Annotated in this window: 11 protein-coding genes, 1 tRNA gene and 2 pseudogenes; 10 read left to right on the plus strand and 4 right to left on the minus strand. The window is 38.4% G+C overall.

Annotated features, from left to right (window positions below; all coding sequences use genetic code 11):
* Positions 1-198: 198 nt before the first annotated feature.
* A complete protein-coding gene (locus BTN50_RS07910) occupies positions 199-1,392 on the minus strand; it encodes an amino acid aminotransferase (RefSeq protein ID WP_096619729.1) in 1,194 nt (397 codons plus the stop codon).
* Between the two features lie 494 nt (positions 1,393-1,886).
* Here BTN50_RS07910 and BTN50_RS07915 point away from each other — a divergent pair.
* Positions 1,887-2,778 (plus strand): annotated as a pseudogene (locus tag BTN50_RS07915) (IS5 family transposase).
* Positions 2,779-3,219: 441 nt separating this feature from the next.
* Entirely contained in the window at positions 3,220-3,582 is a 363-nt protein-coding gene (gene queD, locus BTN50_RS07920) for a 6-carboxytetrahydropterin synthase QueD (protein ID WP_096619730.1), read from the plus strand.
* A 109-nt stretch (positions 3,583-3,691) separates the two neighbouring features.
* Here the strand turns inward: queD and queE are convergent, their stop codons facing one another.
* Positions 3,692-4,357, minus strand: coding sequence for a 7-carboxy-7-deazaguanine synthase QueE (gene queE, locus BTN50_RS07925; protein ID WP_096619731.1), 666 nt, complete (start codon positions 4,355-4,357; stop codon positions 3,692-3,694).
* A 710-nt stretch (positions 4,358-5,067) separates the two neighbouring features.
* The gene (locus BTN50_RS07930; RefSeq protein WP_096619732.1) at positions 5,068-5,328 is read right to left on the minus strand and encodes a transposase; all 261 of its coding nucleotides are present in this window, start codon (positions 5,326-5,328) and stop codon (positions 5,068-5,070) included.
* Positions 5,329-5,643: 315 nt separating this feature from the next.
* Between BTN50_RS07930 and BTN50_RS07935 the strand changes: the two are divergent.
* Positions 5,644-6,502, plus strand: a pseudogene (locus BTN50_RS07935) (IS5 family transposase).
* A gap of 89 nt (positions 6,503-6,591) precedes the next feature.
* Here the strand turns inward: BTN50_RS07935 and yhbY are convergent.
* Complete coding sequence (gene yhbY / locus BTN50_RS07940; RefSeq protein WP_096619733.1) at positions 6,592-6,888, minus strand: ribosome assembly RNA-binding protein YhbY; 297 nt, start codon at positions 6,886-6,888, stop codon at positions 6,592-6,594.
* Between the two features lie 129 nt (positions 6,889-7,017).
* Between yhbY and rlmE the strand changes: the two genes are divergently transcribed.
* The 7 genes from rlmE to rimP all read left to right on the plus strand — a co-directional run bounded on the left by rlmE (position 7,018) and on the right by rimP (position 13,264).
* Entirely contained in the window at positions 7,018-7,647 is a 630-nt protein-coding gene (rlmE, locus tag BTN50_RS07945; RefSeq protein ID WP_096619734.1) for a 23S rRNA (uridine(2552)-2'-O)-methyltransferase RlmE, read from the plus strand.
* 50 nt (positions 7,648-7,697) lie between these two features.
* Positions 7,698-9,632: an ATP-dependent zinc metalloprotease FtsH gene (ftsH, locus tag BTN50_RS07950; protein ID WP_096619735.1), complete on the plus strand. Its 1,935-nt coding sequence runs from the start codon at positions 7,698-7,700 to the stop codon at positions 9,630-9,632.
* Between the two features lie 83 nt (positions 9,633-9,715).
* Complete coding sequence (folP, locus tag BTN50_RS07955; protein ID WP_150137371.1) at positions 9,716-10,561, plus strand: dihydropteroate synthase; 846 nt, start codon at positions 9,716-9,718, stop codon at positions 10,559-10,561.
* A gap of 1 nt (position 10,562) precedes the next feature.
* Complete coding sequence (glmM, locus tag BTN50_RS07960; RefSeq protein WP_096619736.1) at positions 10,563-11,900, plus strand: phosphoglucosamine mutase; 1,338 nt, start codon at positions 10,563-10,565, stop codon at positions 11,898-11,900.
* Between the two features lie 196 nt (positions 11,901-12,096).
* Positions 12,097-12,408: a preprotein translocase subunit SecG gene (gene secG, locus BTN50_RS07965; RefSeq protein WP_096619737.1), complete on the plus strand. Its 312-nt coding sequence runs from the start codon at positions 12,097-12,099 to the stop codon at positions 12,406-12,408.
* Positions 12,409-12,428: 20 nt separating this feature from the next.
* A tRNA-Leu gene (locus BTN50_RS07970) sits at positions 12,429-12,515 on the plus strand.
* A gap of 293 nt (positions 12,516-12,808) precedes the next feature.
* The gene (gene rimP, locus BTN50_RS07975) at positions 12,809-13,264 is read left to right on the plus strand and encodes a ribosome maturation factor RimP (RefSeq protein WP_096620004.1); all 456 of its coding nucleotides are present in this window, start codon (positions 12,809-12,811) and stop codon (positions 13,262-13,264) included.
* The last annotated feature ends 7 nt before the right edge of the window (positions 13,265-13,271 follow it).

Here is a 13,271-nt window from a genome sequence, read left to right on the forward strand (position 1 = left end):
TCTTTGAAACTAGCCTTGTTCCTAAATTAAAAAACTAAGCTATAAATTTACGCTCTAAACAGCTCGATTCACTTAAATATTAAGGTTTATGCACTTAGCTTTTAAAATCCTAGATTGGTGCTTTAGTTCTTTGAACTAGGGAATTAAGTCTCTTTTATTGCGCTACGTATTTTTTATCGAAAACAGTACAACGATAATTTATTTTGATACTGCTGCAATTGCTTTACACAATGTCCCAATGTTTGAGCGCATCATGCCAGCAATGCTGATACGACCAGAACTAACAATATATACGCTAAATTCATCTTTCAAACGCCCAACTTGTTTTCGGTTTAAACCAGAAAAAGAAAACATGCCATTTTGGCGTTGAATAAAGTTAAAATTACCGTCCACACCTTCTTCAGTAAGAGTCGCAACGAACTGTTTGCGCATCTCTTGAATACGAACACGCATATTAGTCACTTCTTGCTCCCATTCTGCGCGTAGATTGGTATTATTTAGAATCAGCGTTACTATGGCTGCGCCATGTGCTGGTGGGTTAGAGTAAATGACGCGCGCGATGTTTTTTATTTGACTGAATGCAGTAGCTGTGTTTTCTGCGGTTTTACCTACAATAGTAAATGCACCAACACGTTCATTGTATAAACTGAAGTTTTTAGAAAATGAACTCGCAACTAATAGTTCAGCACAAGAATCAGTAAAAATACGTAAACCAGCTGCATCTTCTTCTACGCCAAATGCGAATCCTTGGTATGCAAAATCAAACATTGGCAGTAAATTTTTATTATTACAAAGCACTGCAAGTTGTTGCCATTGCGCAGTATCAAGATCAATACCCGTTGGGTTGTGGCAACAACCATGTAGTAAAACGACATCATTAGCTTCTGCCGTTTTAAGGTCTTCCAGCATTCCAGCGAAATCCATGTCTTTGGTTTCTGTGTTGTAGTAATCGTATGCAGCAACGCTAAGGCCAGCAGCAGCAAAAATGCCATTATGGTTCGCCCATGTAGGGTCACTGACCCATACTTTTACATCGCCAAGCTGTCGTTTAATAAATTCAGCAGCCAAACGCAAAGCTCCGGTGCCACCTGGTGCTTGGGCCGTCTGTACGCGTTTTTCAGCAATCACCATCGCTTCGTTGCCGAATAATAATTTTTGAACTGCAAGACCATACTCGGGTGTGCCTGAAATACTTAAGTAAGATTTGGTGGTTTCTTTTGCTAGGAGAATAGTTTCTGCTTTTTTTACGGTTTTTAAAACAGGAGTATTCCCAGATTCATCCTTGTAAATACCTACGCCCAAGTTAATTTTTTCGACTCGAGGGTCTGATTTGAATTCTTCAGTCAGACCTAGAATAGGATCGTCTGGTGCCGCAACAATTTTTTCAAACATTTCATTTATCCATGGTATTTTTAAAAAAATAGTTTTTATTTATATCATGCTGGTCCATTGTAATAAAATTGAGCTCTGCTGCATTTCAATTGTACTTAGTTCTTGCTATTTTCACGATCTCAAGTTCAAGCTTTTCCGTGCCATAATTACACACCAATATACACTTTATTGTATTTTATGCATGCAGACCGACTGTGTTTCTAATTTGAGTTCAGATAGCAAATCCCAACATGATTCATTATTAAATAATCGCTTTCATTTTAGGCACACTTAGCTCTATCAGCTCACTTAACACTGTTATTATAACGTAGATCTCGCTAATCTGAACATTGTGATCTCTTAGGCCCAATGTCCCTCCTAGTAGTTTTTTTGACTCGAACCATTCCTATCTTTGCTAAGAAACCTTTATAATAACTTACTTTATATCCTAAGTAATGGAACTAAATTTTCAATCAACACTCTAAACAGTTAGGCTAACTTAAATATTCAGGTCTATAAAAAATCCTCGCCACAAAACAACTGACTGGAAGCAGTGTAATCAAAATTTAATCAATCATGGATCACTAACATTTGAGTTTGATGAATAAGCCATTCATTCTATGACATCAAATTAAGCAAGGTAATCGTGGTAGACCTCTTGTATTTAGCGACTTTTCCATTACGATGGCCTTCATAGTTAAATGCATATTTTTAATTCTGTTTTCAAACTTGTTCAAAGAAAATTATTATGCTTTCACTATTCATGCATGAGCAAGCGAGCCAAAACAGTTAACGTCACGTTCAAGACTAAGATTAAAGGCACCATTCCGCACTTAACCGTTGATTCTGCGGGGCTCAAAGTCCTGCGGTGAAGGCAAATGAAAAGTGAAAAAGCATGGTACTTATGGAAAACGTAAAATCTGGCACCAGTTACATTTAGCGGTAGATGTAAATACGCATGAATCATTGCGGCTGAGTTAAGTGCATCAAATGTAACTGACGGTGAAGTGCTGCCTAATTTACTCAAAGAAATTTGCTAAAAAATCAATACAATATCAGCCGATGGTGCTTACGACACCAGACAATGTTACGAAGCCGTTCGTATTAAACGAGTGGTTCCACTCATCCCGCCAATAACAGGAGCAACTTGTTCAGAACGAGGTTATCCGCGTAATGTAGCGGTCAGTTACCAGCAGCTATACGGTTCAAATAAGCATTGAAAAACGAAGTATAGTTACCATCAACGTTCCCTAAGCAGAAACGTCAATGTTTCGAGTCAAGGAACTCTTCGGAGGGACATTGAGCTTGAGAAATCATAATACTCAGGTTAACACAACCTACGCCATGATAAAAACGCTAAATAAACTGATAGAATTAAATATGCCTAAAGTAACCGCGATTGTTTAATAGTGAATCAGGTTGGAATCTATTCTCTGAGTTAGGATGAAGAAAGAAACCCTAACTTCTACAATAAATGATAAGTTTAAAGTAGTTAAGCCTGCTTCTTCAAGTTGATTGAATATTTAAATGAAATAATTTATTCATGTTTTGTGCTCTTATTCTGTTGTTTGCCTTTCTATATAATAATTCATTATTTATTTTGATCAGCTGGCGTTACTTTTTTATACAGGTATTGTTTTTGAAACTAAAAAAATGCGTTTTTATCAGCAAGGGAATACAACACAGTATATAGCAATTAACATTGAGTCTTGAGAATAATGATGATTCGGTTTGAGCTTAGAGACAGTATTGAGTAGTATTGTACAAAATAAAAGGGGATTAACATCGATGCGTTATTAACGCATCTGACACAGTCAAAGAACAACACTATGACAGGACTGCTAATTTATGCATACTGAACTGTTTAAAGAATTCATGTTTGAAGCTGCTCACCATTTACCACATGTGTCAAAAGGACATAAGTGTGGTCGATTACATGGGCATTCTTACCACGTGCGTATTTATGTGACAGGTGAGGTTAACCCCTACACAGGCTGGATCATTGACTTCGCCGAAATTAAAATAGCATTCAAACCTCTCTATGACCGCCTTGATCACTATTATCTGAATGATATTAAAGGTCTAGAAAATCCAACAAGCGAAGTACTAGCAAAATGGATTTGGGAACAATTGCTACCAGAACTGCCTTGCTTAAGTAAGATCATGATCAAAGAAACATGCACTGCGGGTTGCATCTATACGGGGGATTAATTCACCTAACACATATACCCAGCCACACGCACGAAAAAATGAGAGCAATGAGGCTTTTCTTAAGTGTTCCTAGCCCAATAAAATTTAGCGTGTAACGCTATATTATCGCTTAGGTAATGTCAAGATATTTATGAACTTGAATCGACAAACGCCAATTACGTTTAATACATGTTTCAATACAAAGCGCTGTAGTGCGAGATTTCTGACTAATAGGTTGTAATGCTATTTCAGCATCTGGTCGCAGATTAACACCCTTAAGTAACCTGTCAAGTTTTTCTATATCAGTTACAGTGCCGACTGTATATTTTATCTCATTTGCGCGTATTAATACAGTGTTAAGGACAGGTAATTTGCCTCGCATATTTATTTTCGGTGATACTGTAACCCATGTGTTGTCAGTTACGCTCACATGATAGGTACCACTAGTTTCAATTTGGCAGCGATATCCAGCAGCTTCAAGCATGTAGATTAGCGGTTGCAGATCAAATATACAAGGCTCTCCGCCAGTGATCACTACGTGCTTAGCAGTATAGTTTGCTTGCAGATGTTCTAAAATTTTTTGCGTATCAACTTTTGTCCACAGTTGACTATAATCAGTTTTGGCGACTACGGTACTAAAATCTCTTTCGTCCGAAGGTAAAGTGTTCCATGTTTGTTTTGTGTCGCACCATGGGCAACCGACAGGGCAGCCTTGTAAGCGTACAAATATAGCAGGAATGCCAGTAAAGGTTCCTTCTCCTTGAATGGTTTCAAATATATCGTTGACATTGTACATACAGCTTAAACAGTCAAATTTGAATGTGACCAAGATTATGTCAGTTTATAGCCCAAGTGTCTTGAGTAGTTACTTCTTGAAAAATAATGTTCAGTACAGTGACATAATAAACTGTTGATTTTAGTAGAACCCAGGATTTTGTTTCTTCATTTGAGTTCAGCGAGAAAATCTCAATATGATTCACTATTAGACTATTGCTTTCATTTTAGGCATATCTAGTTCTGTCCACTTATTTAACGCTTTTATTATGCCGTTTGTTTCGCTAATCTGAGCACTGTGATTTCTAACCTTAATGTTCTTCTTTGTAAGTTTTTAACGCAACACATGGCCATCTCTGCTAGGGAACATTTATGACAACTATATCTCATACTTTTATGCTGATTTGCACTGCATAACTGTTGGTAACTAACTGCTAAATTGGGCGGGTGACCTCATTTTTAAAAATTGTTTCTTTTTTGATTGAATGAGTTGAACTGCTCGCTTAATACGAACGGTTTCGTGATATTGTCTGGTATTGTAGGCCCCATCGGCTGATATTTCATTGATTTTCGGCGGGTCTATTTGAATAAATTAGGTAACACTTCACCGTCAGTCATATTTGATGCACTTCACGCGCAGCAGCAATCATTTTATGCGTATTTATATCTACCGCTAAGTGTCACTTGCGCCAGACTCGTCATTTTCCATCAGTGCCATGCTTTTTTTACTTTTCATGCTCTTTTATTATAGACTTTGAGCCCCGCAAAATCAATGGCTAAGTGCTGGATGCTTCCTTTATTCTTCATCTTGAACATAACGTTAACCATTCTGGTTCGCTTGCTAATGCGTGCATAGTGAGGGCATGACAATGATAGTTGAACAAATTTGGAAACAGAATAAGTGAATCCTTTCAGACCCCTCAATAGTATTGAGAATACGTGTTTAATTGGCTTTATTTTTTTAATGCAAGTACAGATAACAAATTTCAACATGATTCACTTTTAGACAATCGCTTTCGTGTTAGGCGTATCTAATCTTATCAGTTTATTTCACACTTTTATCATACCGTAAGTTTCACTAATTTGAGTTGTGGGATCGCTCAAGCTCAATGTTCCTACCAGTAGTTTTTTAACTAGCATCATTGATGCCTCGGTTAGGGAACGTTTATGATAATCAGTTTTATTTCCTAAATCAGGGCACTAATTTTTTAATCCACATTCTAAACAGTTAGGATCACTTAAATATTCAAGTTTATGAAGAATCTTCGTCATAAAACAACAAACTGAAAACAGTGTAATCAAGCTTTAATCAATCGTGGCTCACTAACATTCTGATTGATGAAAAAGCTGTTCAACTATGGAATCAAACTAAACAGAGTCATTATGAAATACCTTGGTTTTTAGCGACTTAGTCATTACAATGGCTCTAATGATTAAATACGTATTCTTAATACCATTGAGGGGTCTGAAAGGATTCACTTATTCTGTTTCCAAATTTGTTCAACTATCATTGTCATGCTCTCACTATGCACGCATTAGCAAGCGAACCAGAATGGTTAACGTTATGTTCAAGATGAAGAATAAAGAAAGCATCCAGCACTTAGCCATTGATTTTGCGAGGATCAAAGTCTATAATAAAAGAGCATGAAAAGTAAAAAAGCATGGCACTGATGGAAAATGACGAGTCTGGCGCAAGTGACATTTAGCGGTAGATATAAATACGCATAAAATGATTGCTGCTACGCGTGAAGTGCATCAAATATGACTGACGGTGAAGTGTTACCTAATTTATTCAAATAGACCCGCCAAAAATCAATGTAATATTAGCCGATGGGGCCTACAACACCAAACAATATCACGAAACCGTTCGTATTAAGCGAGCAGTTCAACTCATTCAATCAAAAGAGAAATAATTTTTTAAAAATGAGGTCGCCCGCGCAATTTAGCAGTGAGTTACCAGCAGTTATACGCTTCAAATTAGCACAAAAAAATGAGGTATAGTTGTCATAAATGTTTCCTAGCAGAGACGGCAATGGTTCGAATCAAAAAATTTCTCAGAGGGACATTGAACCTAAGGAATCACACAATTCAGATTAGCGAAACCTACGCTATGCTAGAGGTATTAAGTAAGCTCACAAGGGTAGAGATGCCGAAAACGGTTATCTAATAGTCAATTATGTTAGGATTTGTTTTCTGAACTTTAATTAAAAAAACAATGCACCGCGCAAGGTAAAAAAGGCCGCTAAGCGGCCTTTTTTACCTACGTGAAACTTCAATTTTACGTTCAGTACTTTGGCGATATAATACAAGTATTTTACCAATGTTCTGTACTTTATTTCCTTTAGTTTCACGAATGATTGCAGCTACAATCAAGTTTTTAGTATTGCGATTTTTTGAAATTACTTTTACTTTGATCAGTTCGTGATGGTCGAGAGCTATTTCAATCTCAGCAAGCACAGCTTCTGTCAGGCCATTAGCTCCCATCAAAACGACAGGTTTAAGTACGTGAGCCAGCTCTTTTAGATGCTTCTTCTGTTTTATGCTTAGATTCATGTTGACTCGATTTATTGTTTTATAAGGATTGAAAACGTGGCATTCTACCGTCATCTCTATGCAAATTGAATAAAATTTAACTTAATAGTTCATTATCAAATCAAGGTAATAATGTGGGTTAGGTAAAATATGAGCAAAAAAAAACATTCAGCTAGTTCTGGGCGCTGGTTGAAAGAAAATTTGAATGATAAGTATGTTCAAAAAGCTCAAAAAAAAGGTTTTCGTTCTCGTGCTATTTTTAAATTAGATGAAATCCAAGGTAAAGATAAATTATTTAAGTCTGGGTTAACCGTCATTGATTTGGGGGCAGTTCCTGGCGGCTGGTCACAATATGCTGCCGCAGAAGTGGGTAGCAGCGGTGAGGTTATTGCGTGTGATATTCTCCCTATGGACTCATTGCCAGGCGTTAGCTTCTTGCAAGGGGATTTGAGAGAAACAGCAGTTTTAAATGCTTTGTTGGATTACATTCAACCGGATATGGTAGATGTGGTTATGTCCGACATGGCACCAAACATGAGCGGTAACTTGGCATCTGATCAACCAAACGCTATGTACTTAGCTGAACTTGCTATGAAAATGTGTCGAGAAGTATTAACACCAAATGGCGGATTTATTGTTAAAGTCTTCCAAGGGAAAGGTTTTGAGCAGTATTTGACTGAAGTGCGTCAAATGTTTAAAGCAGCTAAAATTCGTAAACCCAAGGCTTCTCGTGCACGGTCACGCGAAGTCTACATTGTGGCTACAGGTTATACTTTGTAGTACTCTACCACTACCATTATAGTTTTTGCGGAGCTAACACCTTGAGTGACATGGCAAAAAACTTGATTTTATGGCTGGTCATCGCTGTTGTGCTGATGTCAGTATTCCAAAGTTTTGGAACAGGAGATAATGCTAGCCGTCAAGTCGACTACACAACATTTATCCAGGATATCGGACAGGATAAACTACAGGATGTGCAATTCAATAAGCGTGAGCTGAAAGTGCAGCGTCGTGATGGTACAAGTTATGTTTCTTACATGCCTGTACAGCAAGATCCTAAGCTGTTGGATGACTTAATTAATCATAACGTAAGAGTGCATGGTGCGCTTCCTGAAGAAGAGAGCATGCTTGCAGCTATATTTATTTCTTGGTTCCCAATGTTGCTCCTTATTGGTGTGTGGATATTCTTCATGCGTCAAATGCAGGGTGGTGGTGGAAAAGGTGCAATGTCTTTCGGTAAATCGAAAGCACGCATGATAAGCGAAGAGCAAATTAAAACAACATTTGCTGACATCGCTGGTTGCGACGAAGCAAAAGAGGAAGTAAAAGAACTGGTAGATTACTTGCGTGATCCTAGCCGTTTTCAGAAACTCGGTGGTAAAATCCCAACAGGTATTTTAATGGTTGGTCCTCCAGGTACTGGTAAAACATTATTAGCCAAAGCGATTGCTGGCGAAGCTAAAGTGCCGTTCTTTACTATTTCAGGTTCTGATTTTGTCGAAATGTTTGTTGGTGTAGGTGCTTCTCGCGTCCGCGATATGTTTGAACAAGCAAAGAAAACATCCCCTTGCATTATTTTCATTGATGAAATTGACGCCGTAGGACGTCAACGTGGTGCAGGTTTAGGTGGTGGTCATGACGAACGTGAACAAACGCTAAACCAGATGCTGGTCGAGATGGATGGTTTCGAAGGTAACGAAGGGATTATCGTTATTGCTGCAACAAACCGCCCAGATGTGCTAGACCCAGCATTACTACGGCCTGGTCGTTTTGACCGCCAAGTTGTTGTTGGCCTGCCAGATGTCCGTGGTCGTGAACAGATTCTCAAAGTACACATGCGTAAAGTACCACTAAGTGATGATATTGAAGCATCACTCATTGCTCGTGGTACACCAGGTTTTTCCGGTGCTGACTTAGCAAATTTGGTAAACGAAGCTGCGCTATTTGCTGCTCGTGGTAATAAACGAGTTGTGTCTATGGCTGAATTTGAACTAGCTAAAGATAAAATCATGATGGGTGCAGAACGTAAATCAATGGTGCTTACAGAAGAGACCAAAGAATCGACTGCTTATCATGAAGCCGGTCATGCTGTAGTGGGTCGACTCGTGCCAGAGCACGATCCTGTCTATAAAGTGTCGATTATTCCACGTGGGCGTTCATTAGGTGTTACCATGTATCTGCCTGAACAAGATCGCATTCGTATGTCACGGTTGCACTTAGAGTCGATGATATCAAGCTTGTATGGTGGCCGCTTAGCTGAAGAGATCATTTATGGTTTCGATAACGTTTCTACGGGTGCATCAAATGATATCGAACGTGCTACGGATATCGCTCGTAAAATGGTGACGCAATGGGGATTTTCTGAAAAGTTGGGTCCACTGCTTTATGCAGATGACGAAGGGGAGGTATTCCTTGGTCGTTCTGTTGCGAAATCTAAGCATGTTTCAGATGAAACGGCACGCATTATTGATAGTGAAATTCGTGAGCTAATTGACCGGAACTATGTACGTGCACGTAAACTCATCGAAGAAAATATGGATATTATGCATGCAATGAAAGATGCACTAATAAAATATGAAACTATAGATGCTGAACAAATCAATGATTTGATGGAGCGACGTTTAGTACGAGAGCCTGCAGGTTGGGGTGCAGATTCAGATAATGTTAGTAAAACACCGAAAAAACCTGACGCAGAAACGGAGGTTAATGCTACAACTGATTCAGATTCCAAGCCTCTTGACCAAGATAATCAATCAGAAGCGTAACTATTTTTATCGATACTAAACTTAGCCCTTACTTAAAAAATTTTTTTATACAATTTAATTATCTCCTTGAATAAAGTCCAGTGATGATATTGACCAGTAAAAAATTAACGTTAGATCTCAGCTCTCCAAAAGTAATGGGAATTTTGAATATCACGCCTGATTCTTTTTTTGATGGTGGTAAATTTGAACGTCTCGATCGTGCTTTATTGCATGCAGAAAAAATGATCCTTTCAGGTGCTTCTATTCTTGATATTGGTGGACAATCGACGCGCCCTGCTGCAAAAAATATTTCATTGGATGAAGAACTAGCGCGTGTTCTTCCTTCCATTGAAGCCATTCGTGCGCGATTCGACTGCTGGATATCTATAGATACCAGTAAGGCTACAGTGATGACGGAAGCAGTCAATGCGGGTGCTAATTTAATTAATGATGTTCGTGCCCTTCAAGATCTTAACGCGCTGGAAGCTGCTATGGTAGCTGATGTGCCTATCTGTATTATGCACATGCAAGGACAACCTAGTTCAATGCAACTAGATCCAAACTATAATGATCTTTTTGAAGATATTCATGCTTTTTTTGAACAAAGAATCGAAATATGCAAAAAAATGGGAATAGAAAGAAGTAAATTACTACTAGATCCTGGTTTTGGATTTGGGAAAACACTCATGCATAATTATCAGTTACTTGCAAAATTGGAAAATTTTCATTGTTATGGATTACCCGTGCTTGTTGGTATGTCACGTAAATCTATGATTTTTAATTTATTAGATAAAGAACCTACAGATATTTTAGGTGGAAGTTTAACTTGCGCTACTATTGCTGCCTTAAAAGGTGCCCAGATAATAAGGACTCACGATGTGAAAGAAACTGTCAACGTAGTACGTGTGGTGAATAGCATATGCGAAGCAGCAAATTCACTTGGAAAATAAAATGACAGAACGTAAGTTCTTTGGTACAGACGGTGTCAGGGGTAAAGTCGGGCAATTCCCTATCACACCAGATTTTATTCTTAAACTTGGTTGGGCTGCTGGTCGTGTACTTAGTCAACAAGGAACAAAAAAAGTTCTGATTGGCAAAGATACGCGTATTTCTGGCTATATGTTAGAATCTGCATTAGAAGCGGGATTATCTGCAGCGGGTCTTCAAGCCGCGTTTACGGGACCAATGCCAACACCTGCGATTGCCTATTTAACGCAAACATTTCGTGCCGAAGCTGGCATTGTCATTTCTGCATCACATAATCCTTATTATGATAATGGCATTAAATTCTTTTCTTCAGAAGGAACCAAATTACCCGATCACATAGAATTGGCTATTGAAGCTGAACTTGAAAAACCACTAACGTGTGTTGATTCAGCTCATTTAGGCAAGGCCAAACGCATTGTAGATGCTGCAGGACGCTATATAGAATTCTGTAAAGGCACCTTCCCTTCAAAAATGAGCCTTAAATATTTAAAAATCGTTATTGACTGTGCACACGGTGCTACTTATCATATTGCACCTTTGGTTTTTTCAGAACTAGGTGCGGATATTATTGCCATGGGTGTTAAGCCTAACGGTATAAATATTAATGACGCAGTTGGAGCAACAGACGTCAGATCACTTCAAAAACGTGTGATTGATGAAGAAGCAAGACTTGGTATTGCATTTGATGGTGATGGTGACCGGATTATCATGGTTGATCATGTAGGTAACAAAGTAGATGGTGACCAAATTGCTTACATTATCGCTCGTGAATCACTTCGTCGAGGTGAATTAAAAGGTGGCGTTGTTGGTACTTTGATGACCAACATGGGAATGGAAGTAGCATTGAAAAAACTGAGTATTCCATTCACTAGAGCAAAAGTAGGTGACCGTTATGTAATGGAAAAATTAGTCCAACATAATTGGAAAATTGGTGCTGAAAACTCAGGTCATATTATCTTGCTGGATAAGGTAACAACAGGTGATGCTATTGTTGCTGCACTGCAAGTATTGGCGAGCATGGTTGGTACAGGGTTGAGTTTGCAGGAGCTCTGTAACGGAATGAATATGTTTCCTCAAGTCCTTGAAAATGTAAAATTTAGTGGTGAAAATAATCCCTTAAAATCAGATGCAGTGATATCAGCTATCGCTGCTGTTGAAGCCAAATTAAGTAACACTGGTCGTGTTCTTTTGCGTAAGTCAGGCACAGAACCACTAATTCGCGTTATGGTTGAAGGCGAAGATGCTGATGAAGTTAAAATGTATGCACTTGAAATCGCAAATGCAGTAAAAGCAAATTGCTGATTTAATTCAAACGTGAGAGAATAGTTTATGCGTTTGGTCATAAGATGTGCAAACGGGATGAAAAAAGCTAATTTTAGTATGCTTTTTTGTTTAACTGGCTGGCATTCGTTAGTATTCTTAGGGTACTAATCATGAACACTATACTAGTATATTTATATGACTAGTTAGCTCAATAATTAGTAATATAGGTGAACCCATGTACGAAATTTTACTTGTGATTTATCTGTTAGCAGCACTTGGTGTAATTGGTATGGTTCTTATTCAACAAGGCAAAGGCGCAGATATAGGAGCTTCGTTTGGGGCTGGAGCTGCAAATACAGTATTTGGTTCTGGAGGTTCTGGAAATTTTTTGACTCGTATGACTGCAACTTTTGCAGTGATTTTTTTTGTTCTGAGCTTAATACTCGGTAATATGAGTACTAAGAATGCTCAAGTCAGCAGTGAATACAAAAACTTAAATGTACTTCAAAGTGAACTAGTAACTCCAGTGAGTGACATTCCTCAGTAATATAATCTTCAAAAAAATTTACCGAGGTGGTGAAATTGGTAGACACGCTATCTTGAGGGGGTAGTGCCTATATAGGTATGCGGGTTCAAGTCCCGCTCTCGGTACCAATATAAAATTCGTAGTTAAAGTCCACGGTACTTGAAAAAAAATGTAAGACAAAGATATAATATTAAATGCTCGGATACTAGGTAGAACAGCTTAATCATTGTAAGCTCAGACACCACAACTACTTTATTGGTGACTTTGTAGTGAGACCAAAATAGTTGCTAATCATGGAGAAGCATGACATTAGGGTTCAGCTGTATTAAACCCCCGTAATTCGGGGTTTTTTGTTATCTAAAGATGACTATTTTGGATGGATAACTGGGCTTTAGGCCCTTTTTTTATTTCTGGGGTTTGTATGACCGGACTAGAAAAACAGCTTCTGGCATTGTTTGAAGCGCCAGTTGAAAAATTAAACTATGAGCTTGTTGGGCTCGAATTTGTTCGTGCAGGACAACATTCAACCCTACGAGTATTTATTGATCATAAGAATGGCATCACAGTAGAAGACTGTACTGAAGTGAGCCGACAAGTCAGTGCGGTGATGGATATCAAAGATCCCATCACAATAGCTTATAATCTTGAAGTTTCTTCACCCGGGTTGGACAGACCGTTATTTAAAGCAGTTGATTATCAGCGATTTATCGATAATAAAATCAATATTGTGCTAAAAATAGCCATTCAAAACCGCCGTAAATGGACAGGGCTGATTATTTCTGTTGACGGTGAGACCGTTACCATCAATGTAGATGGTAACGAAGAAGCGTTTGCCCTGAGCAATATAGCCAAGGCTAACTTGGTTCCTTCATTTTAAATTTAAA

The organism is Candidatus Enterovibrio altilux (assembly GCF_002381345.1).
Lineage (GTDB): Bacteria > Pseudomonadota > Gammaproteobacteria > Enterobacterales > Vibrionaceae > Enterovibrio > Enterovibrio altilux.